This is a genomic window from Pseudomonas sp. NLJ1 (assembly GCF_049486705.1).
GTDB classification, from domain to species: domain Bacteria; phylum Pseudomonadota; class Gammaproteobacteria; order Pseudomonadales; family Pseudomonadaceae; genus Aquipseudomonas; species Aquipseudomonas inefficax.
Genome location: NZ_CP137735.1, coordinates 2,343,204 through 2,368,253 on the forward strand (window position 1 = coordinate 2,343,204; position 25,050 = coordinate 2,368,253).

Annotated in this window: 21 protein-coding genes and 2 pseudogenes; 14 read left to right on the forward strand and 9 right to left on the reverse strand. The window is 63.1% G+C overall.

All coding sequences use genetic code 11. The features are described 5' to 3' along the window. Positions 1 to 9: 9 nt before the first annotated feature. On the reverse strand, positions 10 to 429 hold the full coding sequence (locus R9B85_RS10515; protein WP_112249544.1) for a phasin family protein: 420 nt from the start codon (positions 427 to 429) through the stop codon (positions 10 to 12). A gap of 178 nt (positions 430 to 607) precedes the next feature. Between R9B85_RS10515 and R9B85_RS10520 the strand changes: the two genes are divergently transcribed. Beyond that, positions 608 to 5,338, forward strand: coding sequence for a hypothetical protein (locus R9B85_RS10520; RefSeq protein ID WP_423771012.1), 4,731 nt, complete (start codon positions 608 to 610; stop codon positions 5,336 to 5,338). A 20-nt stretch (positions 5,339 to 5,358) separates the two neighbouring features. Here R9B85_RS10520 and R9B85_RS10525 read toward each other — a convergent pair whose 3' ends face one another. Then, on the reverse strand, positions 5,359 to 5,634 hold the full coding sequence (locus tag R9B85_RS10525; RefSeq protein ID WP_112249546.1) for a polyhydroxyalkanoic acid system family protein: 276 nt from the start codon (positions 5,632 to 5,634) through the stop codon (positions 5,359 to 5,361). Positions 5,635 to 5,758: 124 nt separating this feature from the next. Here R9B85_RS10525 and ubiE point away from each other — a divergent pair, with 124 nt between their 5' ends. The 13 genes and pseudogenes from ubiE to R9B85_RS10590 all read left to right on the forward strand — a co-directional run. Next, a complete protein-coding gene (ubiE, locus tag R9B85_RS10530) occupies positions 5,759 to 6,529 on the forward strand; it encodes a bifunctional demethylmenaquinone methyltransferase/2-methoxy-6-polyprenyl-1,4-benzoquinol methylase UbiE (protein WP_013974541.1) in 771 nt (256 codons plus the stop codon). Beyond that, positions 6,529 to 7,152 carry a ubiquinone biosynthesis accessory factor UbiJ gene (locus R9B85_RS10535; protein ID WP_112249548.1) on the forward strand — a complete coding sequence of 208 codons (624 nt, stop codon included), beginning with the start codon at positions 6,529 to 6,531 and terminating at the stop codon, positions 7,150 to 7,152. The genes ubiE and R9B85_RS10535 overlap by 1 nt, the downstream gene beginning before the upstream one ends. Continuing rightward, a complete protein-coding gene (gene ubiB, locus R9B85_RS10540) occupies positions 7,149 to 8,768 on the forward strand; it encodes a ubiquinone biosynthesis regulatory protein kinase UbiB (protein ID WP_112249550.1) in 1,620 nt (539 codons plus the stop codon). Before R9B85_RS10535 ends, ubiB begins: the two co-directional genes overlap by 4 nt. Before the next feature lie 72 nt (positions 8,769 to 8,840). Continuing rightward, positions 8,841 to 9,233 (forward strand): phosphoribosyl-AMP cyclohydrolase, encoded by a 393-nt coding sequence (gene hisI / locus R9B85_RS10545; RefSeq protein WP_013974544.1) that lies wholly within the window; start codon positions 8,841 to 8,843, stop codon positions 9,231 to 9,233. 1 nt (position 9,234) lies between these two features. Continuing rightward, on the forward strand, positions 9,235 to 9,570 hold the full coding sequence (locus R9B85_RS10550; RefSeq protein ID WP_013974545.1) for a phosphoribosyl-ATP diphosphatase: 336 nt from the start codon (positions 9,235 to 9,237) through the stop codon (positions 9,568 to 9,570). A 147-nt stretch (positions 9,571 to 9,717) separates the two neighbouring features. Continuing rightward, a complete protein-coding gene (locus tag R9B85_RS10555; protein ID WP_112249552.1) occupies positions 9,718 to 9,990 on the forward strand; it encodes a twin-arginine translocase TatA/TatE family subunit in 273 nt (90 codons plus the stop codon). 3 nt (positions 9,991 to 9,993) lie between these two features. Next, positions 9,994 to 10,371: a Sec-independent protein translocase protein TatB gene (gene tatB / locus R9B85_RS10560; protein ID WP_025340918.1), complete on the forward strand. Its 378-nt coding sequence runs from the start codon at positions 9,994 to 9,996 to the stop codon at positions 10,369 to 10,371. Beyond that, the gene (tatC, locus tag R9B85_RS10565; protein WP_085621727.1) at positions 10,368 to 11,159 is read left to right on the forward strand and encodes a twin-arginine translocase subunit TatC; all 792 of its coding nucleotides are present in this window, start codon (positions 10,368 to 10,370) and stop codon (positions 11,157 to 11,159) included. The genes tatB and tatC overlap by 4 nt, the downstream gene beginning before the upstream one ends. Beyond that, positions 11,156 to 11,863: a 16S rRNA (uracil(1498)-N(3))-methyltransferase gene (locus tag R9B85_RS10570; protein WP_215520511.1), complete on the forward strand. Its 708-nt coding sequence runs from the start codon at positions 11,156 to 11,158 to the stop codon at positions 11,861 to 11,863. The genes tatC and R9B85_RS10570 overlap by 4 nt, the downstream gene beginning before the upstream one ends. 217 nt (positions 11,864 to 12,080) lie before the next feature. Next, positions 12,081 to 13,025 (forward strand): annotated as a pseudogene (locus R9B85_RS10575) (methyl-accepting chemotaxis protein); the annotation flags it as partial. Between the two features lie 141 nt (positions 13,026 to 13,166). Beyond that, entirely contained in the window at positions 13,167 to 13,880 is a 714-nt protein-coding gene (locus R9B85_RS10580) for a methyl-accepting chemotaxis protein (protein ID WP_404940928.1), read from the forward strand. Between the two features lie 263 nt (positions 13,881 to 14,143). Further along, complete coding sequence (locus tag R9B85_RS10585; protein ID WP_423771013.1) at positions 14,144 to 15,568, forward strand: methyl-accepting chemotaxis protein; 1,425 nt, start codon at positions 14,144 to 14,146, stop codon at positions 15,566 to 15,568. A 21-nt stretch (positions 15,569 to 15,589) separates the two neighbouring features. Next, positions 15,590 to 16,087 (forward strand): annotated as a pseudogene (locus R9B85_RS10590) (methyl-accepting chemotaxis protein); the annotation flags it as partial. A gap of 114 nt (positions 16,088 to 16,201) precedes the next feature. On the opposite strand, the gene R9B85_RS10595 reads toward R9B85_RS10590, so the two are convergent. The 7 genes from R9B85_RS10595 to pip all read right to left on the reverse strand — a co-directional run bounded on the left by R9B85_RS10595 (position 16,202) and on the right by pip (position 24,960). Next, positions 16,202 to 16,936: an amino acid ABC transporter ATP-binding protein gene (locus R9B85_RS10595; protein WP_112249926.1), complete on the reverse strand. Its 735-nt coding sequence runs from the start codon at positions 16,934 to 16,936 to the stop codon at positions 16,202 to 16,204. Beyond that, positions 16,929 to 17,891, reverse strand: coding sequence for an amino acid ABC transporter permease (locus R9B85_RS10600; protein ID WP_112249560.1), 963 nt, complete (start codon positions 17,889 to 17,891; stop codon positions 16,929 to 16,931). Before R9B85_RS10600 ends, R9B85_RS10595 begins: the two co-directional genes overlap by 8 nt. A 79-nt stretch (positions 17,892 to 17,970) precedes the next feature. Continuing rightward, positions 17,971 to 18,768, reverse strand: coding sequence for a transporter substrate-binding domain-containing protein (locus tag R9B85_RS10605; protein ID WP_024087841.1), 798 nt, complete (start codon positions 18,766 to 18,768; stop codon positions 17,971 to 17,973). Between the two features lie 235 nt (positions 18,769 to 19,003). Further along, on the reverse strand, positions 19,004 to 21,577 hold the full coding sequence (mdoH, locus tag R9B85_RS10610; RefSeq protein WP_423771014.1) for a glucans biosynthesis glucosyltransferase MdoH: 2,574 nt from the start codon (positions 21,575 to 21,577) through the stop codon (positions 19,004 to 19,006). Continuing rightward, positions 21,570 to 23,231, reverse strand: coding sequence for a glucan biosynthesis protein G (locus R9B85_RS10615; protein ID WP_252378436.1), 1,662 nt, complete (start codon positions 23,229 to 23,231; stop codon positions 21,570 to 21,572). Before R9B85_RS10615 ends, mdoH begins: the two co-directional genes overlap by 8 nt. A gap of 323 nt (positions 23,232 to 23,554) precedes the next feature. Next, positions 23,555 to 23,992: a D-aminoacyl-tRNA deacylase gene (gene dtd, locus R9B85_RS10620; RefSeq protein ID WP_025340925.1), complete on the reverse strand. Its 438-nt coding sequence runs from the start codon at positions 23,990 to 23,992 to the stop codon at positions 23,555 to 23,557. Further along, positions 23,989 to 24,960 carry a prolyl aminopeptidase gene (gene pip / locus R9B85_RS10625; RefSeq protein WP_112249567.1) on the reverse strand — a complete coding sequence of 324 codons (972 nt, stop codon included), beginning with the start codon at positions 24,958 to 24,960 and terminating at the stop codon, positions 23,989 to 23,991. The genes dtd and pip overlap by 4 nt, the downstream gene beginning before the upstream one ends. Positions 24,961 to 25,050 lie beyond the last annotated feature (90 nt).

The window sequence follows — 25,050 nt, forward strand, 5'->3', positions numbered from 1 at the left end:
CTGCTCTCCTTATGGTTTGTGCGCGACGCGCTCGAGCAGCTCATGCAGCTGTTCAAGCTTGATGGACAACGCCTCAACGTCATGTTTAGACGGAATGCCGAGGCGATTCAAGGCGCGCCCTACCCGCGCGTCGAAAGCTTTTTCAATCTTGTCGAGTTGAATTTCTACCCGGCCTGGCACACGGCTGACAGCCTGGGTGGCTTCATCGATCTGGTTATTGGCTGCCTCCAGCTCCTGATCGATGCGCTTCTTGCCACGTTTCTCGACGCCTTCGCCAGCCTTGACCAGCTCATTGAAGTAGTCCGAGCCCTCCTGCCCCACGCGTGCGTACGCGCCAATCCCGGCCAGCCAGATCTTGCGTGCGTAGCCGCGCACCTCGCCCAGGGTGCCCGGGGCGTCGTCCTTTTTCTTCACGTTCACTTTGGCCATGCTGTGTACCTCATGCTCATGAGTGGGAACAACCGCCCATGAAGGTTGGGCTTGAGCATACGGTAGGCAGGAAAATTAGAATCCTCACCCTAAGGTGCCACCGGCTTTAACCATCTACCGCATGTGCAGGGCAACCCCACGCTAGCGTCACGTCACTCACCTGTTCGGAGCTGACGCCATGACTGACACCCCTGACGCAACCAGGGAAACCTTCAAACAAAAAGTCGCAGACTGTTTCGCTGGACGCCCCACGGTACGTGAGGTGCTGTCCCATGAAGGGTTCCAGGTTCTCGTTGATCATTACCCGTGGGTGCGCAACAACCATCCACAGCTCACCTCGCTCGATGAATTCGTCATCCTGCCCACTGCAGGTGGTGCCGACCCGCACCGCTCGCTGCTGGATAAACTGCTTGAGCATTTTCTGACGGGTAAACATCTGCAGCTGAGCCCTGGCGATCGGCCAAGCATCGCGCCGCCGCAGCCGTTTCAGGTACAGGTTGAGGGGACGGGCAGCAGCAAAAAGCCTGCGATTGCCCTGGACCTGAGCAGGCTCAACGAGGACCTGGACCACGTGCTGGGGGCCCTGCTGGAGAAGTTTCAGCAGGCGCAGGTCGGTTTCTGGAATGGCATCGACCAAACCAGCCAGGTCTGCCGCATGCGCTGGCTCGAGCACACGATCAAGGCCGCGCTGATCAGCAACATGCACGATCAGGGCCTGGACAACGATGAAAAGGCTGCCCTGTACGCTCTGCTCGCCGAGGCCCATGAAGACCTGGTCATCAGCGCAGTGAGCGTAAGCCTGAAAACAGCAGGCGGGACGCTGCCGGTAACACTGGCGGGCCTGCTGCTGAGCATGACGCACGGCTCGCGGCGCCTGCTTCTGCATTGCAAGCCTGATGGCAGGGTGCGCAGGTTCACCGACCTTGCAGCCTTCGCCAGCGCACTGCAGGACGAGTTGGCCCGGGGCTATCGCTTTGAGCGACTGTCATGGGCGCACACCCCCGTGATTGGCAGTCCATTCGCCTTTCAGGCCAGGCAAATGCTCAATGCCATGCTTGAAGACATCGAGCGCTTGCGCCTCGGCTCGTTGACCTCGGTGAGTGACCTGCAGAACCAGTTGCACCGGCTGACCGACCCAAGTGCGCACTTTCTGAACCAGGCCTGTCGGCTGCACGACTCGCCTGCTGTCAGCCTGCCGGCATGGCTGGCCGACGCCGAGGGCAGCGACCGTTACGCCTATCATGCGGCGCTGCTCGACCTGGCGGCTCAGCAAGGGCAGGCCAAAGGTTCCACCTCACTCAGCGATATCGACGACCTTCAGCGCTACGCCAAACGCCGCCTGCGCGAACAACTGCAAAGCAGCTACCCGCAGGTGGCACAGCACGACCCTGACGAGGTCATGATCGAGGTTTCACAAAGCATCGTCGGCAACACGATACAAGGCGGGCAATCGCTGCCCCTGCGCAGGGTAAGCTTGACTGAGCTGGCGATCGCTCGCCTGCGCCTGGGCGCTGGCGAGGTAATGACTGGCGTGACGGTGCCCACTGGCGGCAAGCCCGGCGGTTGGCTGAGCATCGAGCAGATCAACGCGCTGATACACGAAGTGGATATTGGTGGCCAGTACCCTCGCTATCTGGACACTACAGTGGCCGAACAACCACGCAGGGCCGAGCGGATCCGGCAATACGCCCGGGAATGGCGTAGCCACTTGCTGTTCAGCACCCTCCAGGCCAGCATCCAGCAACAGCTGAGCGAATCCGCGCGCGATGCGCTACTGGCTTGTTGCCAAGGTAACGGCGATGGCCAGCCACTGCGCATTGCCCCCTTGGCCTTTCTTTGCGCGCCAGGCGCTGCGACCACGGACATCGCCCACGGCATGTTCCTCATCAAGCTACCCGCCACGCACGGCTGGGTCCTGTACCGACCGTTCTATGCCAGCCAGGCCCTGCTGGAGTTCGCTGAGCTGGATCAGCTGATGGCCGCAATCCGCACTGAAGGTGAGCTGCAACAAAGTGTCCTCGACTGGCTGCATGAAGACGTACGCGCGGTTTATGCAAACGACGGCTTCACACGCCCTCACCTCCATCCCAGGCTGGAGCAACTGGCACATTTGCTGGGTGGGGACAGCCTGGTGGCGGATGAACTCGTGCAGCTGCTTCGACAACCGGTCGATTGCGTTTTCAGCCCCTGGCTCACCGATCTGGACACGCACCTGTTCGACGCCAGGATCAGCGCCATGCGTCTGGCCGCATCCACCAGCAGCATGTCCAACGCGCAGGAAAAATGGCAACTGGTGCAACAAGCGGCCTGGTCGTTGTTCAACAACCTGACCGTGTTCTGGCGCGGCCCCTTGGCCGTCCTGACCTGGCTGGTGCAAGCGCTGTCGGCCACCCGGAATGATATATCGGTGTTGGCCAACGGTAGCGATGACGCGCGGATCGTGGCGACAGTCGACCTGCTGACCAACCTGGCCATGCTTCTGGCACACCGAGATGCGCCCCTCCCCGCCAGCGGCTTGCCGGCTGAGAGGTTGCGATTCGCCGAGCCCGTCGAGCCGGACGGTGCCATGACAGCGGTCGCAGACAAACCGCATGAGCGCACCTGGGAAACACTGACCACCGAACAGAAGGCCGTGCCAATGCGGCTCTCCAGCTGGCACAACAACCAACGCATGGGCAACCTGACGCCGCCCGAGCGCCAGGCGCTGGTCAAGCTTCGGGCCACCTTGTCGCTGGAGGGTCATGCACCGTTGGTAGAGGGCCGCCTGCGCGGGTTGTATAAAATCGCCGACCGCCACTATGTGGCACTGCAGGGGGTAGCGTACGAAGTACAGGAGACATGGGGCGGCATACAGATCGTCGGCCCGGACCCGAGCAGCAGTGAATGGCAATCACGATGGCAGGGCGCACCCGACGGTTACCACATCGTAGGCCGTGAACGTAGCAGAGGCCCTTGGCTGACGCGCTGGAACGGAGAATGGGCGCTCAACCTTAAATTGGCAGGTGGCATGCCCAGGACCAGCAGGTCCATCAACGCCGACAACCAGCAGCGCTACTCACAACTGCACGATGCGGCAATGCGCAATGGCGACGCGCTGAACAAGCTGCGCCCTCTCATGGAACGCAACAGCCAGCGCCTTGCCGATCATGACGAGCTCGCCGCAGCCTACCGCCGCGCGTCGCAAGCGTTGCCCGCGCATGAGCGCGCCAATCCACCAGAAGCACTGCAGGCGCAAAAACAACAGCTGCTGGCCCAGCGTCGGCTACATGCCACCGAGCTCAAGGCTTCTGCGCTGTTCCTGGAGAATCAGGGCGAGATTCTGCAAGCGAACGTCAACACCTTCAGGGAGCTGAGTGAACCGCGCTTTCTAAGGCTCGACACCACCGAAAACAACGCACGCAAATTCAGCAACTGGTTCGGGGCGGCCATCGAAAACGACATGCTGTTATGCCAACGTCTGCTGGAACAAGTCGATCGTGAACTGCTGGTGGAGCAGGGCAAGCGCATGGTGCGGCTGCCGCAGACCGACGAGCAGATTCAGAGCTATCTCAGCTACCGTGACAGCGTTCGCGACTCGCTGCAGGCCAGCCGCCGTCTGCTGGTGGTCAGCCGACGCCTGGATCGGGCCATACCCGAAGCATTGGAAAACAGCAAAATCGACTTCGCCGACAAGGCCACCAAGATCGAAAACGCCATCAAACGGCGCACCTATTCAACGCTAGTGGTGCGCGCGCAATTAATCGGCGACCTGGCCTACCTGACACTGGACAAGACCAAGCTAACCGCCGAAGCAGCCGACAACCTGCTGCCGTTACGGGAGGTGCTCAGCAACAATGAACTGAGCCGTACGATCTGGAGCCATGACGGCCTCGCCACGGCCGACGGCTCTGCCGAAGACAAGGCCGACGTGCTGGAGGATGTGCTACGCCGGTATCGCGCGATACTCGACAAGGCCCACTACATGAGGTCGCTCAGCGACCCGGCCCTGGACGAGGCCATCCTCGATGAATATATCCAGGAAATGCAAGCGCTGGTACACACGACCGAAGCCCAGCTGGCCACGGCGTTGGCCAGCCTCGACAAAGGCATCGCCACGCCGCCGCAGCGCACAATCCAGCACCCGATGCCGGCCAGGCGCACGGTGATCCGCGTCGCACGCGGGCGCCCGGCGCTGGTCGAAGCGCAAGGCGACCGCGCGGTTCAACGCAACCCGCTGAATCAGCAACCCGCTGGCAACTACGAGCGACGCGGCAATGAGTGGCATGAGCAAGTCGCCCAGCCGCGCGCCGCAGAGCCCGACCTGTCCCAGCTGCGCACGGAAGCCAGGCACCTGCTGGCAAGAATTGACGAAAAACTCGACTTCGCAGCCCGCTACGCAAACCAGCCCAATAGCCTGGCTGACTTTCTGGACTGGCCTATCGATGACATGAGCGCGCTGGCGCGACAACTGGAGCGGACCGACGGCAGCCTGGTCGATCAGCTGCGCCAGGCGATCGCCAGGGTCAGCGAGCGCAAGCAGCTGCTGCTCACCAATGCCTACCTGAACTCCCGCCACCCAGACAGCGCCGCCTTGCGCTACCTGGTAGGGCAGCAGCGCGTCTCGATCAGGCCAGGCATAGTGCGCAAGGCGCTTCGCCACGCCGATGACTACCTCGACACCTACCTGATCAGCGACGTCCAAGCGCCGCAAACGGTACTGTGGGAGGCCCACTTTCATTACCGTACTGCGGATGCCCAGCCCCATGATTTCGTCAAAGGCCACCTGAAATTCCGCGAGCCCCGCGCTGTCGGCCGGGACGCCGAACTGGAGCTGGCCAGTAACCCGCGGGAGCGAATAGCGATTTACCGTGGCGACCTGCGCCTGGCACAGATTGCCGATCTCATCCCGTTTCCGCCCGCGTTACCATAGCAGGCCGCGCGCGCTGGGCCTCAGGCCAGGGCCTTGTCCAGTGCGCGCTCGATTTCGCCCTTGATGGTACCGCTCATCATCGACAGCATCATGCCCAGCTTCAGCTCCACGCGGATGCTGTCCTCACCGATATGCACGCTACCGTTGGCGCCGCTGCGCGCCACGTCGACCCGGTCACCGTTCCAGGTGGCCTTGAGGTCGTATTCGCGGGTCAGCCTGTCGACCAGCGCTTCGGCCTTGGCACGGGCGGCATCGCGGCCGAGGGAATGTTTGCGTTCGACGCTGATCTGAGTCATGCAGGTGTTCCTGAAGATGAAGACATAATGGGCATTATGCCCGCCCCTGCCCACTGGCACACCCCGCCAAGACAAATCCGCCCGTTCGCCCTAGAATGGCGGTAATTTTTTCCGGTGAAGCGATATGAACGACCAGCGCAAAGGCGACCACGCCGAACCCACCACCCATTTCGGTTACCAGGATGTCCCTGAAAGCCAGAAGGCGAAGAAAGTCGCCGAGGTGTTCCACTCGGTAGCGGCCAAGTACGACCTGATGAACGACGTGCTTTCCGGCGGCATGCACCGCCTGTGGAAGCGCTTCACCATCGAGTTGTCGGGCGTACGCGCCGGCAACCGTGTGCTGGACATCGCCGGCGGTACCGGCGACCTGGCCGCCAAGTTCTCGCGGCTGGTCGGCCCTACCGGCCAGGTAGTGCTGGCCGACATCAACGAGTCGATGCTCAAGGTCGGCCGTGACCGCCTGCTCGACCGTGGCGTGGCCGGCAACATCGAGTTCGTCCAGGCCGACGCCGAAAAGCTGCCATTCCCCGACAACCACTTCGACTGCGTGACCATTGCCTTCGGCCTGCGCAACGTTACCCACAAGGACGAAGCCATCCGCTCGATGCTGCGCGTGCTCAAGCCGGGCGGTCGCCTGCTGGTGCTGGAGTTCTCCAAGCCGACCAACAAGCTCATGTCCAAGGCCTACGACGCCTACTCGTTCGCCTTCATGCCGCTGGCCGGCAAGCTGATCACCAACGACTCGGAGAGCTACCGTTACCTCGCTGAGTCGATCCGCATGCACCCGGATCAGGAAACGTTGAAGGCCATGATGGTCGAGGCCGGTTTCGACCGCGTCACCTACCACAACATGACCAGCGGCATCGTCGCCGTGCACCGGGGAATCAAACCCTGATGCTGCTGGCCGGGCTGCTCGCCAGCGTCGAACATGGCCTGAACCGCGTGCTGCGCATGGACAGCACGGCTCTGCCGCGGCTGGCCGCGCTGGAAGGCAAGGTCATCGAGATCGACTGCCGCCAACCGGCCCTGCAGGTGTTCATCCTGCCCGATGAAGAGGGCCTGATGCTCGCCGCCCACTGGCAAGGCGAGGTCGACTGCAGCCTGCGCGCCCCGGCCGGCAGCCTGGCACAACTGGCCGTGGCCAGGGACAAGACTGCCGTGCTGCACAGCCCGCAAGTCGAACTGCATGGCGACAGTGCCGTGCTGCTCGACCTGTTCGGCGTGCTGCAGGACCTGGAGCTGGACTGGGAGCACGAGCTGCAACGCTGGCTCGGCCCGGTCGCCACCGCGCTGCTGGCCGGCCACATCCGCCTGCGCGCACGCTGGACCCGCCAGGGCCTGGCGCGCTTCAGCCAGAACCTTTCCGAGTACCTGGCCGAAGAATCCCGCACCCTGGTCGGCAAACGCGAAGCCGAAGCCGCCTTCAGCGAGCTCGATGCCCTGAAGCTCGATACAGAACGCCTCGAGGCGCGCCTCAAGCGCCTCTCCCGATCCCTTGATATCAGCGATAACGCATGAAGCTGCTCGCCGTCCGCCGTCTTTTTCGCATCCAGCGTGTAGTCATCCGTTACCGGCTGGATGACCTGCTGTTCGACTACCCGCTGCCCTGGTGGCTGATGAGCCTGCGCCTGCTGATGCCGTGGCGTTGGCTCCCGCGCAAGCCGTCCGAGCTCAGCCGTGGCGCGCGCCTGCGCCTGGCACTGCAGGACCTTGGGCCGATTTTCATCAAGTTCGGTCAGCTGCTGTCTACCCGCCGCGACCTGCTGCCAACCGACATCGCCGATGAGCTGATGTTGCTGCAGGACCGCGTGCCGCCGTTCGACCCGCAACAGGCCGTGGCGCTGATCGAAGAGCAGCTCGGCGCCCCGGTCAGCCAGGTCTTCAGCCGCTTCGACGTCGAGCCACTGGCCTCGGCCTCGGTGGCTCAGGTTCACGCTGCCCGCCTGAAAAGCGGCGAAGAGGTGGTGGTCAAGGTAGTCCGGCCAGGCCTCAAGCCGGTGATCGCCGCTGATATTGCCTGGCTGTTCCTGATCGCCAAAGGCGCCGAGCGTGTCTCTGCCGATGCTCGCCGCCTGCACCCGGTGGAAATCGTCGGCGATTACGAAAAAACCATCTACGACGAACTCGACCTGCTGCGCGAAGCGGCGAACGCCAGCCAGCTACGGCGCAATTTCGAAGGTTCCGAGCTGATGTATGTGCCACAGGTGTACTGGGACTGGTGCCGGCCGAAAGTACTGGTGATGGAACGCATCTATGGTGTGCCGGTGACCGACATGGCCACGCTCGCCGATCAGCGCACCGACATGAAGATGCTGGCCGAACGCGGCGTGGAAGTATTCTTCACCCAGGTGTTCCGCGACAGCTTCTTCCACGCCGACATGCACCCCGGCAACATCTTCGTCAGCACGGTACGCCCCTGGAGCCCGCAGTACATCGCCATCGACTGCGGCATCGTCGGCAGCCTGACGGACGAGGACCAGGATTACCTGGCGCGTAACCTGATTGCCTTCTTCAAGCGAGACTATCGCCGCGTCGCGCAACTGCACATCGACTCGGGCTGGGTACCGGTGCACACCAAGGTCAATGAATTCGAAGCAGCGATCCGTACCGTCTGCGAGCCGATCTTCGAAAAACCGTTAAAAGATATTTCCTTCGGCCAGGTGCTGATGCGTCTGTTCCAGACGGCACGGCGTTTCAACATGGAAGTCCAGCCGCAGCTGGTCCTGCTGCAGAAAACCCTGCTCAACATCGAAGGCCTGGGCCGTCAGTTGTACCCCGACCTGGACCTGTGGAGCACCGCCAAGCCGTTCCTCGAACGCTGGATGCGTGACCGCATGAGCCCGAAAGCCGTGCTTGGCAACATCCACAGCCAGGTCGAGCAGTTGCCGCACCTGGCCGACATGGCCCGCGACGTCCTCGAACGCCTGTCACAACCGCACCTGCACGACCCGCAACTGCCTGAACGCCGTCGCCAGGGCGACCGCTGGGCGCTGCGCCTGCTGGGTGCCGGCCTGCTGGGCGGTGGTGCGGTACTGGCTGCTGGTGCCGCCGAGGCCGCGAGCCTGACCGCCCCTGCCGCCTGGCCTGCCTGGCTGATGCTGGCCGCCGGCCTTTACCTGATCGTGCGCCAATAGCCAGCCGCGCCCATGGCTGGCACACTAGCGCAAAGGGCCCGGCACAGGAGCGGGCCCGCTTTGGAGTCGACGATGAAAGACTGGCTGGACGAGATCAAGTGGAACAGCGAGGGCCTGGTACCGGCTATCGCCCAGGACCACAAGACCGGACGCGTGCTGATGATGGCCTGGATGAACCGCGAATCGCTGGCCCTGACCGCCGCCGAGCAACGCGCCATCTACTGGTCGCGTTCGCGTGGCAAGCTGTGGCGCAAGGGCGAGGAATCCGGGCATGTGCAGAAGCTGCATGAAATGCGCCTGGACTGCGATGCCGATGTGATCATCCTGATGGTCGAGCAACTGGGCCATATTGCCTGCCATACCGGCCGTGAAAGCTGCTTCTACCGCGTCTTCGAAGACGGCCAGTGGAAAACCGTCGACCCGGTCCTGAAAGACCCGGATGCCATCTACAGCGCAGGACACTGACATGAGCGACACCCTCAACCGCCTGGCCGAAGTGCTTGAAGAACGCAAGCAAGCGGCCCCCGACAGCTCCTACGTTGCCAGCCTGTACCACAAGGGCCTGAACAAGATCCTCGAAAAGCTTGGCGAAGAGTCGGTCGAGACGATCATTGCCGCCAAGGACGCTGCGGTCAGCAAGGATTACAGCGATGTCATCTACGAAACCGCCGACCTGTGGTTTCATAGCCTGGTAATGCTCAGTGCGCTGGGCCAGCATCCGCAAGCCGTGCTCGATGAGCTGGAACGTCGCTTCGGTTTGTCCGGGCATGATGAGAAGGCCGCACGCCAACCGTCGGCCTGATGTATTTTCCCCCTGTGGGAGCGGGTTCACCCGCGAAGAATGCAACGCGGTGGCACCGGCTTCGCCGGTGTTCGCGGGTAAACCCGCTCCCACAGGGGCCGCGCTGCCGAAAAAATTCGCTGTACCTGTAAATTTCAGGAGTACGAAATGGGTATCTTTGACTGGAAACACTGGATCGTCCTGCTGGTCGTCGTGGTCCTGGTGTTCGGCACCAAGAAGCTGAAGAACTTCGGCAGCGACCTGGGCGAGTCGATCAAAGGCTTCCGCAAGGCCATGAGCGACGAAGAGAACAAGCCGGCCGAGCAGACTCCGCCGCCTGCCCAGCCCGTTCCACCGGTGCAGAACACTGCCCAGCAGAACCAGGGCCACACCATCGAAGGCCAGGCCCAGTCGGTCCAAGAGCCGCAGCGGAAAGACTGACTAATGTTCGGCATCAGTTTCAGCGAGCTGCTGCTCGTCGGCCTGGTCGCCCTGCTGGTGCTCGGCCCCGAGCGCCTGCCCGGTGCCGCGCGCACGGCAGGCCTGTGGATCGGCCGGCTCAAGCGCAGTTTCAACAGCATCAAGATGGAAGTGGAGCGCGAGATCGGCGCGGACGAAATCCGCCGCCAGCTGCACAATGAGCACATTCTGCAGATGGAAGAGGAAGCCAAGCGCATCCTCAACCCGATGACGCCACCGGCGCAGCCGCCTGTCACCACCGCCACCGTGCAGCCGCCCGCCGGGCTCGAAGCCAGGCCGGTCGAGACCGCTGCCACCCCGGCCACGCCTTCTGAACCGCCTCAACCGCCGCGAGCCCCATGAGCGAAAATCCGGAACATGACCAGCCTATGCCGCTGGTTTCGCACCTGACCGAACTGCGCACCCGCCTGCTGCGCTGCGTTGCCGTCATTTTCCTGATCTTTGCCGGGCTGTTCTCCTTCGCCCAGCAGATCTACACCCTGGTCTCCGCACCGCTACGCGAGCACTTGCCGGCCAATGCCACGATGATCGCCACCGATGTGGCATCACCGTTCCTCACGCCCTTCAAGCTGACCATGATCGTCTCGCTGTTCCTGGCGATCCCGTTCATCCTGCAGCAGATCTGGGGTTTCATCGCACCCGGGCTCTACCGTCATGAAAAGCGCATCGCCATTCCGCTACTGGTGTCGAGCATCTTCCTGTTCTACGCCGGCATGGCCTTCGCCTACTTCCTGGTGTTCCCGCTGATCTTCGGCTTCTTCGCCAGCGCCACGCCGGAAGGCGTGTCGATGATGACCGACATCGCCAGCTACCTCGACTTCGTGATGACGCTGTTCTTCGCCTTTGGCGTGGCCTTCGAAATACCGGTGGCGGTGGTGCTGCTGGTATGGATCGGCGTGGTCGATGTGAAGTACCTCAAGAAGATTCGCCCCTACGTGATCATCGGCTGCTTCGTGGTCGGCATGGTCCTTACCCCACCGGACATCTTCTCCCAGACCCTGCTGGCCGTACCCATGTGGCTGCTGTTCGAGATCGGCGTGCTGTGCGGCAGCCTGATCCGCAAACGCAGCGAAGCCGACGATAGCGCCGCCAACGACCATAACGACCAGCCACCAGCGACCCAACCGTGAACCTGTTGCTCCTTGAAGAGGCCGACTTCGTCTCGGCCAACCGCGTCGTTCTCGCAGACCGGCGTTTCACCCACATGCAGGACATCCACCGTGTGGCGGTGGGCGACAATTTGCGCGTGGGCCGTATCAACGGCCTGATGGGCAAGGCCACGGTGCTGCGCCTGGAAAAGCACGAAGCCGAACTGGAAGTCGTCTTTGACCAGCAGCCACCGGCCAAGCTGCCGCTGACCCTGGTGCTCGCCGTACCTCGGCCGAAAATGCTGCGCCGGCTGTTCCAGACCGTGGCTACCCTCGGCGTGCCGCGGCTGATCCTGCTGAACAGCTACAAGGTCGAGAAAAGCTTCTGGCAAACACCCTTCCTGCAACCGGAAAGCATTCGCGAAAACCTCATCCTTGGTCTGGAACAAGCGCGCGACACCGTGCTGCCCGAAGTAATCATCGAGAAGCGCTTCAAGCCGTTCGTCGAAGACCGCCTGCCGGCCATCGCCGCAGGCACCCTGGGCCTGGTCGGCCACCCCGGCCCCTACCCCGCCTGCCCGCGCGCCGTGGAGCAGCCCGTGACCCTGGCCATCGGCCCGGAGGGCGGCTGGATCCCCTACGAGGTGGACCTGCTGGGCAAGGCAGGCCTGGCTCCGGTCCAGCTGGGCGACCGCATCCTGCGGGTCGAGACTGCTGTGACAGCACTGCTCTCGCGGATTTTCTGACACGTAAGTCAGCTTTTACCCATAAAGTTTCCCTTCCCCAGGCCGATTGTCTTGGCAACACAACAATTAATGGTGCTGCCAAGCCGCCGGGGAGTCGTACATGTATCAATGGTTCGCCCAATCATTGGGCAATGTGAGCGTCAATCGCAAACTGGGGCTGGGCTTCGGCCTCGTGCTGCTGCTGACCCTGGCCATCACCCTGGCCGGCTGGCACGGCATGGACAGCATCATCGACCGTGGCGACAAGCTGGGAAACATCTCTGTCATCCAGCAGTACACCCAGGAACTGCGCATCGCCCGCCAGCATTACCAGCGCCAGCCTGACGATGCTTCGGTGGCAGAGCTGGAAAAGGCCCTGGGCAACCTCGACAGCCAAGTGCAGCTTATGCTCGGGCAGATAGAGCAACCCGCTGACCGCCAGCGCCTGGAGCAGCAGCGCGAGGCCGTGCGTGGCTACCAGCAGGCATTCAACGAACTGAAACAGGCCGGCCAGCGCCGCGAGGCCAGCCGCGCTGTGCTTGGCGACACTGCCGACAAGGCTGCGGAGCTGATTGGCCGGGTGCAACGCGGCCTGCTGCAGGGTGGCGACATCAGCCAATACCAGCACGCGGTGGAAGTCAGCGCCCTGTTGCAACAGGCACGCTTCCAGGTACGCGGGTACACCTACAGCGGCAACGCCGACTACCAGCAAACGGCCCTCAATGCCATCGACCAGGCCTTGGCCGAACTGCGCGCGCTACCGGCCAAAGTGCCAGCGGAGCACGCTGCCAGCCTGGACGATGCCACCACCGCCCTGGGGGGCTACCGCGACGCGGTCACCCAATACGGCAGTGCACAGGTCGCCAGTGAACAGGCCCTGCAGAGCATGGTCGAGCACGGCACGGTTCTGCTGCAGACCAGCCAGGCCATGACCACCTCGCAAACCGCCGTGCGCGATGCCGGTGCGGCCCAGGCCAAGACCGTGCTCGCCGTGGCCACCGTGCTGGCCCTGGCCCTCGGCCTGCTGGCGGCCTGGGTCATCACCCGGCAGATCATCATCCCGCTGCGCCAGACCTTGCGCGCCGCCGAACGCGTGGCCAGTGGCGACCTGTCCCTGGATCTGCAGGCACAACGCCGCGACGAACTGGGCCAGTTGCAAGCCAGCATGCACCGCATGACTCAGGGCCTGCGCGAACTGATCAGCGGCATCGGTGATGGTGTCACGCAGATCGCCAGCGCTGCTGAGGAGCTGTCGGCGGTGACCGAGCAGACCAGTGCCGGGGTCAACAACCAGAAGGTCGAGACTGATCAGGTGGCGACCGCCATGAACCAGATGACCGCCACCGTGCATGAGGTGGCGCGCAATGCCGAGCAGGCCTCGGAAGCTGCGTTGATGGCCGATCAGCAAGCCCGCGAAGGCGATCGTGTGGTCGGCGAGGCGGTGGCGCAGATCGAGCGCCTGGCCGGCGAAGTGGTCAACTCCAGCGAAGCGATGAACCAGCTCAAGGCCGAAAGCGACAAGATCGGCAGCGTGCTCGATGTGATCAAGTCGGTGGCCCAGCAAACCAACCTGTTGGCCCTCAACGCGGCGATCGAGGCGGCCCGTGCCGGCGAGGCCGGGCGTGGCTTTGCCGTGGTGGCTGATGAGGTGCGCAGCCTGGCGCAGCGCACCCAGCAATCGACCGAAGAGATCGAGGAACTGATTGCCGGCCTGCAGAGCGGCACCCAGCGCGTGGCCAGCGTGATGGATAGCAGCCGCCAGTTGACCGATAGCAGCGTCGAACTGACCCGCCGCGCTGGCAGCTCCCTGGAGACCATTACCCGGACCGTGTCGTCGATCCAGGCCATGAACCAGCAGATTGCCACCGCTGCGGAAGAGCAGACCGCAGTAGCTGAAGAGATCAACCGCAGCGTGATGAACGTGCGGGATATTTCTGACCAGACCTCGGCGGCCAGTGAAGAAACGGCCAGCTCCAGTGTGGAGCTGGCGCGGTTGGGTACCCATTTGCAAGGGTTGGTGGGGCGGTTCAGGCTCTAGGTTGATGTGTAGGTCGCCTGTACTGGCCTCTTCGCGGGTAAACCCGCTCCCACAAGTACCGCACAGTTCTCAATGTCTGTGTAGTACCTGTGGGAGCGGGTTTACCCGCGAAGAGGCCGACGCAGGCGGAATATTCCTACCTATTGAAGTGAAATTTCCTACCTGATTATCAGGTCAAGTCCTACAGCTCCGCTGCCGATTGGCAAAGGTGTGATGCCAGCAATGTGCCTGCATCCTAGCCCCCAATCGCACGGAGATTCCTCATGCTCGGCTACCTCAACCGCAAGCTCGGCAACATCAGTGTCGGCGCCAAGCTCGCCCTCGGCTTTGCCGTGGTCCTGCTACTTACCTTGGCAACCACCGTCAGTGGTTGGCGTGCACTGGATGACGCCATTGTCCGCTCGCAGCAACTCAGCGAAATCGGCCTGATCAACGACCTGACCAAGGACTTGCGCGCAGAGCGCATCACGTACCGCGTCCTCAACGACAACGCCAGCAGAACGCGGATAGCCAACATTCTCGACCAGCTCAACAGCATGCTGACCACCTTGCAACAACGTAGCAGTGTGGATGAGTCGCGGCAGATGCTGACTGAAAAGCTGGAGCTGCTGCAGCGCCTGCGCGGCGACTTCAGCGAGCTGGAGAATACTGTCGCCAAACGTATCGCCCTGCGCCAGGCCATGCAGGCCCAGGAGCAGAAGCTCAGCGAAGTGATCGATGATCTCCAGACCCAGGCCTTGCTGAGGATGCCTGCCGACAGCCAGCAAGGCGGTGTGCTGGGGCTGATGGACACGCTGAGCCGACATGTCGACGGTGCCAACCAGCAGATTCTGGTTCCGGCCTATACCTTCTCCCCTGTGGAAAGCTTCGCCAAGGTCGGCGACAGCTCCCTGGATGCTGCCGACAGCAGCCTTGCGCAACTGCTCAAAGGCCTTGCGCCACTTGGCTTGCCCCGTTCACTCACTCAGCAACCCGGGGAGCAGCTGGCCAAGTACCGCGCCAGCCTGGATGACTATCGCCGGGCTGCGGTGCGTGTGGAACAGCTGCAAGACAACATGGAGAACATGGGCAACGAGCTGCGCGCGGTAAGCCTGGAACTGGGCAAACGCAAGATCGAGCAGCGTGACAGGGAAGCCCTTGAGGCCCGCTCGGTGCTGACCACTGTAGCCCTGCTGGCGCTGGTCGTAGGCGTCGTCGCCGGTTGGCTGATCACCCTGCAGATTACCCAGCCTTTGCGCCAGACCCTGGCCGTGGCCGCACGCATTGCCAAGGGCGATCTGAGCCAGGTCGAACCGGTGCTACGCCGCGACGAGATGGGCCAGTTGCAAGCCAGCATGCGCGAAATGACCTTGAGCCTGCGCGAGCTGATCGGTGGCATCGACCAGGGCGTCGGCAGCCTGTCACAGGCCGCCACGCAACTGGCGGCCAGCAGCGAAGACACCAAGCTGCGCATCAACCAGCAGCGCGAGGAAACCGACCAGGTGGCCACGGCCATGAACCAGATGAGCGCCACCGTCCAGGAAGTGGCGCAGAACGCTGAACAGGCCTCGCTGGCAGCGACCAACGCCGACCAGCAGGCCCAGGTCGGCGACCAGGTGGTGGCCGAAGCTATCGGCCGCATCGAACAGCTTGCCGGGCAGATGGACCATTGTCTGGCCGCCATGCAGCACCTGGCGGGCGAGAGCTAGCGCATTGGCAGCATCCTCGATGTGATCAAGTCAGTGTCCGAGCAGACCAACCTGCTGGCCCTGAACGCGGCGATCGAAGCGGCGCGGGCGGGCGAAGCCGGGCGTGGCTTTGCCGTGGTGGCCGATGAGGTACGCGGCCTGGCCCAGCGCACCTCGACGGCCACCGAGGAAATTGGCCAACTGATCGACAGCCTGCACAACGGCACCGACGAAGTGACCCGCCTGCTGGACAACAGCAAGAACCTGACCGAGCAGAGCGTGGAGCTGAGCCGCAAGGCCGGGCATGCGTTGAGCCAGATCACCGACACGGTGTCGAGCATCCAGGGCATGAACCAGCAGATTGCCACGGCGAGCGAAGAACAGAGCGTGGTGGCCGAGCAGATCAACCGTAGTGTGCTGAATGTGCGCGATGTGTCGGATCAGACCAGTGCGGCCAGTGAGCAGACGGCGGCTTCGAGTGGGGAACTGGAGCAGTTGGGGCAACAGTTGCGGGGGATGGTCGGGCGGTTCAACATCTGAGATTGTTGGGCTGCTTTGCAGCCCATCGCGACACAAGGCCGCTCCTACAAAAGATTGCATTCCCCTGTAGGAGCGGCCTTGTGTCGCGAAAGGGGCGCAGAGCGCCCCCAGCGGCTAAAGCACCTGGCGCAGGAATGCCTGCGCGCGCGGGTCCTTCGGCGAGGCAAAGAACGCGGCCGGCGCCGAATCTTCCAGCAACTTGCCATGGTCGAAGAACAGCACGCGGTCCGCCACTTCGCGGGCAAAGCCCATTTCGTGGGTAACGCAGACCATGGTCATGCCTTCCTGAGCCAGGGTCTTCATCACGTCCAGCACCTCGCCGACCATTTCCGGGTCAAGCGCCGAGGTCGGTTCGTCGAACAGCATCACTTTCGGGTCCATGGCCAAGGCACGGGCGATCGCAACCCGCTGCTGCTGGCCACCAGACAGGCGCGATGGGTATTCGTTGGCCTTCTGCGCAATGCCCACCTTCTCCAGCAACGCCCGGGCCTTGGCCTCGCGGTCAGCCTTGTTACGCTTGCGCACCACCTTCTGCGCCAGGCACAGGTTCTCCAGCACGGTCATGTGCGGGAACAGGTTGAAGTGCTGGAACACCATGCCGACTTCGCGGCGGTAGGCGTTGATGTCGGTCTTCGGGTCGGCCAGTTGCAACCCGTTGATGGCCACATGGCCTTCGTCGAAATGCTCCAGGCCGTTCAGGCAGCGCAGGAAGGTCGACTTGCCCGAGCCCGACGGGCCGAGCACCACCACCACCTCGCCCTTGGCGACCTGGGTGGTGACGTTATCCACGGCCCGTACCACGTGGCCACGGGTGTCGAAGACTTTCAGCAGGTCACGGACTTCAATCACTTTGCGCAAGCCTCCGCTCGAGCCGGCTGGCCAGGTGCGACAGCGGCAGGTTGATCAGCAGGTACAGGCCTGCCACGCAGAACCAGATCTCGAAGGTCGAGAACGATGTGGTAATGGCCTCGCGGCCGCTCTTGGTCAGTTCGGTGATGGCGATCACCGAGACCAGCGAGGTGTCCTTGACCAGGCTGATGAACTGGCCGGCCAAAGGCGGCAGCACACGCTTGAAGGCCTGCGGAAGGATAACGTGGCGCATAGACTGGCCAGCGTTCAGGCCCAGCGAGCGGGCCGCTTCGTTCTGGCCCTTGGCGATGGATTGCACGCCGGCACGAACGATTTCAGCCACGTAGGCACCGGTGAACAGCGCCAGTGCAGCCACCCCGGCAAACTCGCGGGACAGGTTGAGCACGGTACCGATGAAGAAGTAGAAGATGAATATCTGCACCAGCAGCGGTGTACCGCGCACCAGTTCGACATACACCGTCGAAAGGTCATGCAGCGTTGGGTTGCTGGACAGTCGGCAGAGACCCGCGAACAGGCCGATCAACAGGCCCAGGGCACCGGATACCACGGAAATCCAAAGCGTTGTCCACAGGCCCCAGGCCAGCGGGCCAGCCGCCCAGTGGCGGGTGACGCCAATCTGGTCGCCTTCGGACACATCATCGCCACGGGACAGCTGCAGGCTGTCCTTGGCCACATCGAGCACCTGCTCGGCACCATTTTCATCTTTCAGCGTGACACGGGCATTGTCGCCAGAGATGACGATCTCCTGCACGGTACCGTAACCGGCTGCACGTTGTGCTTCCTCGGCCTTGTAGGCGAAGTACTGCGGTACGCGGTTCCAGCGCCACTCGTAGGAAATCATCGAGGTGGCCATGTACAGGCTGAATGCCAGGCCCACCAGGACCAGGGCAGTCAAACCGTGCCAGGGCCACTGGGCTTTCTTGTGTTTGATCACGTGGGGTACTTCCGTAAATGCGAACGCGCAGGGTTTGCCTGCGCGTCGAGGTCATAAAGCCGGGCTTGTGGCCTGGGCCTTATTCCATTTCCTTCAGCCAGTCCTTGTTCTTGAACCACTTGTCGTGAATACGATCGTAGGTCCCGTCATGCTTGATCTGGTGCAGGAAGTTGTTGATGAAGTTGATGCTGTCGTAGTCGCCCTTCTTCAGGCCAAAGGCCAGCGGCTCGTAGGTGAAGGGTTCTTCGAGGAACAACAGCTTGCCGGCACCGGCCTTGTCCACTGCCACCACGTTGTACGGTGCGTCATAGACGAAGGCGTCAGCCTTGCCGTTGACCACGTCCATCACCGCTTCCTGCTCGTTGTCGTAGCCGTGGTACTTGGCTTTGGCGATCAGCTTCTTGGAAACCATTTCGCCGGTGGTGCCGAGCTTGGAGGTGATGCGGTACTTCTCGTTGTTCAGGTCCTTGTACGACTTGATCTCGCCCGCCAGTTCCTTGCGGATCAGCAGGGTCTGGCCAACCACGATGAAGGGTTCGCTGAAGTTCAGGCGCAGGTTGCGTTCCTGGGTGAGGGTCATGCCGCTGCCGATCATGTCGAACTTGTCGGTCAGCAGGGCCGGGATGATGCCGTCATAGGCCGTGGATACCGGCTCGAACTTGACGCCCATGGACTTGGCCATGGCTTTGAGGATATCGACTTCGAAGCCGATGATCTCGCCACGCTTGTTGGTCATCTGGAACGGCATGTAGGTCGGGTCCATGCCCACACGCAGGGTGCCGCGCTTGACCGCGTCATCGATCGCGCCCGCCTGGGCCGCCGTCACGGCGACCAGGGCGGTGACACCGACCAGCAGTCGCGAAAGGTATTTCTTGATCATCACCAAGTCCCCTAGCAAGAAAAGTAGCGAATCTTATTGTTGGCATGGCCGTGGCGGCCGATGCGTCATATCGGGGAGGGATGCTAACGCATGGCGGCCCGGGGACCTAGAGCCGGGGGGGACTTTGTTGGCCAAAATCTAGGCAAGGCCCTAAAAGCTTCGCGGGTGAACCCGCTCCCACAGGGACTGTGAATAACCCTGTGGGAGCGGGTTTACCCGCGAATAGGCCCTGTCAGGCACCAACCAGGGAAGGCTGGGCCTCGTTCTCCGGGTGCAACGGCAACAGCGGCGAATGCGGGTCGTTCTTGATCGATGCGCGCCACACGTTGATCCATTCCGCATTGTGCTCGGCCCAGACCTGCTCGTGCAAGCGGGTCAGCGCCACCGGGTCGCTGAGCAGGGCCAGGCGGGTATTGAGGTCCAGCCCTTGCGGCCCGACCTCCATCGCCTTGGCCACGCGCTCCACGCGCAGTGCCTCGATCGGTGCCGCCTGACCATGACGGGCAGTGGCCATGGCGCAGGCCAGGGCGTTCTGCCGCGGGTCGACCACAGCCCGCACGAAGCCGTCATGCAGGGCATGCCAGCGGTTTTCGTGGGTGTACTGGTCGGTAGCCAGCAGCTCTGGCGGAGTGGCGTATTCCTCGGGGATGAGGAACAGCTTCTCGTCCTTGGCCGCCAGGCCCAGGCGGGTGCGGCTGGAAATCACCGAAACCGGAATCGACAGCACCAGCGAACCGACGATCGGCGCCAGCCACCACAGGAAGCTCGGGTTCAGCCAGGCCACCAGCGCCGCCCAGGCAAGGCCCAGCACGGTCTGCGGGCCATGCCGGCGCACCGCTTCGCCCCACGGCGTGGAGTCGTCGTCACGCTGCGGCGAGTTCCAGGTCGCGGCCCAGCCGAGGAAGGCGGCCAGTACGAAACGGGTGTGGAAAATCATGCGCACCGGTGCCAGCAGCATGGAGAACAGCATTTCCATCAGCATCGACAGGGTGACCTTGATGCGCCCGCCAAACTCGGTCGCGCCCTTGGCCCAGATCAGGATGACGCTGAGCAGCTTGGGCAGGAACAGCAGCACGATGGTGGTCGAGAACAGCGCCACGGCTTTCTCCGGGTGCCACTGCGGCCACAGCGGGTAGAGCTGGTACGGCTCGATGAAGTACTGCGGCTCCATCAGCGTGTTGGTCGCCAGCAGCGCGGTCGACAGCACCAGGAACAGGAACCACAGCGGCGCCGACAGGTACGACATCACCCCGGTCAGGAACACCGCGCGGTGCACCGGGTGCATGCCCTTGACCAGGAACAGGCGGAAGTTCATCAGGTTGCCATGGCACCAGCGGCGGTCGCGCTTGAGCTCGTCGAGCAGGTTCGGCGGCAGTTCTTCATAGCTGCCCGGCAGGTCGTAGGCGATCCACACGCCCCAGCCGGCACGGCGCATCAGTGCAGCTTCGACGAAGTCGTGCGACAGAATGGCACCGGCGAACGCGCCCTTGCCCGGCAACGGCGCCAAGGCGCAGTGCTCGATGAACGGCTTCATGCGGATGATCGCGTTGTGGCCCCAGTAGTGCGACTCGCCCAGCTGCCAGAAGTGCAGGCCAGCGGTGAACAGCGGGCCGTACACGCGGGTGGCGAACTGCTGCATGCGCGCATACAAGGTATCCATGCCCGAGGCTTTCGGCCCGGTCTGGATGATGCCGGCGTCCGGGTTGGCCTCCATCAGGCGCACCAGGCTGCTCAGGCATTCGCCGCTCATGACGCTGTCGGCGTCGAGCACGACCATGTACTTGTACTCACCGCCCCAGCGACGGCAGAAGTCGTCGAGGTTGCCGCTCTTGCGCTTCACCCGGCGCCGACGGCGGCGGTAGAAGATACGGCCGAAGCCTTTGGTTTCGCGGCACACGTCCAGCCAGGCCTGTTGCTCGGCCACGGCGATGTCGGTGTCGTTGGTGTCGCTGAGCACGAAGAAGTCGAAGCGATCGAGGTTGCCGCTGGCGGCCACCGACTCGAACGTTGCGCGCAGGCCGGCGAACACGCGCGGCACGTCTTCGTTGCAGATCGGCATCACCAGCGCGGTACGCGCCTCGGGCGCGATCGGCTCGTTGCCTGCACTGCTACCCGAAATCTTGTACTTGTCACGCCCGGTGAGCAGCTCGAGGAAGCCCATCAGCGCGGTCCAGAAGCCCGCCGATACCCAGCAGAACAGGATGCCGAAGAGAACCAGGATGGACGTCTGCAAGGCATACGGCCAAACCTGTACCACGGTGTCCCACAGCGGCTGGTTGACGACTTCGTCAAAGTCCACGAACGACCAGCCCTGGTACGGCAGGATGCCCTTCATGTACCAGCCGGCAACGATGGTCTGGCCGATCATCAGCGCCAGCAGGATGTAACGGCGGATCGAGCCGACCGTACGCCAGCGGGCTGGCGGCAGCTCGCGCTTGGGCGGCTGCGGGGCGTTGGTGCGGCCGGTCATGCGCCGCCACATGCGGATCAGCACGTTGGTACGCCATGGCTCGGGCACGACCTTGGTGCGCTTGATCGGCGGAGCGATCTTCAGGCACAGGCGGCCGCTGCCGTCGACACCAAGCATTTCGGCGTCTTCCAGCTCGGCGGCGCTGCCTACGGTCAGGCGCGGGCCCACCGAGGCCTGCACGGCCTCGGCAGAGCTGGCGGCCGGGTTGGCCGCCAGGCGTTGGTGCAGCTCACTGAATGACGTGCAGCTGGCGAGTTCCGCCCGTTGCTCGTCGCTCAGTGGTAGGTGGGCCAGGTACTCGCGAAGCGATTCCGGCCTTGCGCTTGAGTTACTCATCGGCAGGCAACTGATAGCTCCAGGTCTCGGTCAGCACCTTCTCGGTGGTGGCCGGGGTCCCGTTGGTGGGCGCCGCATCGGCGGCAGGTTGTTCGGCCTTGGCAGCTTTCTCGGCCTTGGCTTGCTTGGCAGCAGCCTTGTCCTGCTTGGCGTCCTTGGCAGGCTTGGCGGCTTCGACCGGCACGTCACGCACCAGCGCGGCACGCATTTCGGTCGATTTGTTGGCTTCCTTGACCTTCAAACGCAGGGTCAGGCGCCAGCCCTTGGTCTCAGGGTTATAGCGCAGGTTGTTCTCGACCACCTCGGCGTTGTCGCCCACGCTGATCTGGCTGCGCACGGCGGTGTCTTCCGGCAGGGCGGCCAGCGCCGGGCCGGCGAAGTCGACCAGGAAGGCCACGCTGCCGTCTGGCTGGCGGATCAGGTTGGACTGCTTGACGTCGCCGGTGGAACGCAGGGTCTGCTTGACCCAGCCCAGCTCGGAAGCCTGGAACTTCGGCTCGTCGATGGTCCAGTGCAGGCGATAGGCATACTCGAATGGCTTGCCTGGCTCAGGCAGCTTCTCCGGGCTCCAGAAGGCCACGATGTTGTCGTTGGTCTCGTCGGCAGTCGGGATTTCGACCAGGTCGACGGTGCCCTTGCCCCAGTCACCCTTCGGCTCGATCCAGGCGCTTGGGCGCTTCTGGTAGTTGTCGTCGAGGTCTTCGTAGTCGCTGAAGGCGCGCTGGCGCTGCATCAGGCCGAAACCACGCGGGTTCTCGACGCTGAAGTTGCTCACGGCCAGGTGTTTCGGGTTGTTCAGCGGGCGCCACAGCCATTCGCCGTTGCCGGCATGGATCGACAGGCCTTCGGAGTCGTGCAGGGCCGGGCGGTAGTTGAGGACCTTGGACGGCTGGTTGGGGCCGAACAGGTACATGCTGGTCAGCGGGGCAATGCCCAGGCGGCTGACATGGTCACGCAGGAACACGCGGGACTGCACGTCGACCACGGTGTCGTTGCCTGGGCGCAGGATCAGCTTGTAGGCACCGGTGGAGCGTGGCGAGTCCAGCAGGGCGTAGATCACCAGGTGCTTGTCGGCCGGCTTGGGCTTCTCGACCCAGAACTCGGTGAAGCGCGGGAACTCCTCGCCCGACGGCAGTGCGGTGTCGATGGCCAGGCCACGGGCCGACAGGCCGTACACGTGGCCCTTGCCGACCACGCGGAAGTAGCTGGCGCCAAGCAGGGTCATGATCTCGTCCTGCTTGTCGGCCTTGTTGATCGGGTACAACACGCGGAAACCGGCGTAACCCAGATTCTTGGTGGTTTCCGGGTCGTGTGGCACGTCACCGAACTCGAAACGGTTCGGGTCGTACTTGATTTCCTCGACCTTGGTGGCGGTGACCTGGTTGATCTTCACCGGGGTGTCGAAGTGCATGCCCTGGTGATAGAACGACAGCTTGAACGGGGTCTTGTCCTTGGCCCACTCGGCCTTTTCCTGCAGGAAATGAATCTTCTGGTAGTCCGCGAACTTCATGTCGCGGAATACGGCCGGCAGGTTGCTTTTCGGTGCTTCGTACTTCTGGCCGGCCAGATCCTTTGCCTTGGCTGCAACATCGTCAAGATTGAATGCCCACAGCTGGCCCGCGCTCATCAGGCCGACCAGTGCCACACTGGCCATCAGGGCCTTGCGCAGCCCGGTACCGGGGATTCTTGATGCTTTTTGGGGACTAACAATCACGAGCAACCCTCGCCGAAAACAGATCATGAAACCAACGGCCAGCGACAAATGCCGGGTTGGCGAGCACTGTTCGGACCCCGTGAGGGCGTAATGATTCCCCAAACGGATCCAGACAATGCTCGAGTCAGAGTGAAACGAACCTGCGAACGCAGGTCCATGCAGCGCGCGATTATCCAGCAGGTCGCGTGACAACGCATCAGGCTGGAACAACTATTTATCGTACAAAACCCCTTGTTTTCCTGTGAACAAGGGGTTTTTTACACTCACATTTGTAACATAAATGTTACGGGGCCATCATTGACCAGGTGCACCTGCATGTCTGCGCCGAATTGCCCGCTTGCCACATCGGCGTGCCGGGCCTTCGCCTGCTGCAAAAGATAGTCGAACAACTCGGCGCCGAGGGCCGGTGGCGCTGCCGTCGAGAAGCTCGGGCGCATGCCGTTGCGGGTGTCTGCCGCCAGGGTGAACTGCGACACCAGCAACAAACCTCCCCCCACATCCTTGAGCGACAGGTTCATCTTGCCCTGCTCGTCGCTGAACACCCGGTAGTTCAACAGCTTGTGCAACAGTTTGTCGGCCTGCTCACGGGAGTCTTCAGGCTCGACAGCCACCAGCACCAGCAAACCCTGGTCGATGGCACCTACCACCTCCCCCGCTACTTCCACCCGCGCACCACGCACGCGCTGCAGCAGGCCCCTCATGCTTCTTCCAGGGGCAGGTCGAGCAGGCGCCGGGCCATCTGGTCGGCGGCACGCACCAGGGCATCGGTGATGCCCGGCTCGGAAGCCGCGTGGCCAGCGTCACGGATCACCTTCAGTTCGCTGTTCGGCCAGGCCTGGTGCAGCGCCCAGGCGTTGTCCAGCGGGCAGATCACATCATAGCGGCCATGCACGATCACGGCCGGCAGGTGGGCGATTTTCGGCAGATCGCGGATCAGCTGGTCCGGCTCGAGGAAGGCGTTGTTCATGAAGTAGTGGCATTCGATACGGGCGATCGACAGTGCACGCTGCGGCTCGGAGAAGCGATCGACCACCAGCGGGTTGGGACGCAGGGTGGCGGTACGGCCTTCCCAGGTAGACCAGGCCTTGGCCGCGTGCATCTGGGCGATCTGGTCGTTGCCGGTCAGGCGCTTGTGGAAGGCCGTGACCAGGTCACCGCGCTCCTCCGGCGGGATTGGCGCGATGTAGTCCTGCCAGTAATCGGGGAACAGGCGGCTGGCGCCTTCCTGGTAGAACCATTGGATTTCCTGGGGCCTGCACAGGAAGATGCCGCGCAGGATCAGGCCATGCACCCGCTCGGGGTGGGTCTGGGCGTAGGACAGGGCCAGGGTGGAGCCCCACGAGCCGCCGAACAGCACCCACTTGTCGATGCCAAGGTGCTCGCGGATGCGCTCAAGGTCCTCGACCAGGTGCCAGGTGGTGTTGTTTTCCAGGCTCGCGTGCGGCGTGGAGCGGCCACAGCCGCGCTGGTCGAAGGTGATGATGCGATACAGGGTCGGGTCGAAGTAGCAGCGGCTCTGGGCGTCGCAACCGGCGCCCGGGCCGCCGTGGATGAATACCACCGGCAGACCTTCTGGCGAGCCGCTTTCGTCGACATACAGCACATGCGGCGCTTCCACGGCCAGATCGTGCCGGGCGTAGGGTTTGATCTGCGGGTACAGGGTCTGCATTGCGCACTCCGTGTGAGGATTATTCGGCCGTGGGCCATCATAAACCTGAATTGCGCTTTGAGCACTGCCCGCGCTGATGCCGCCGCACCT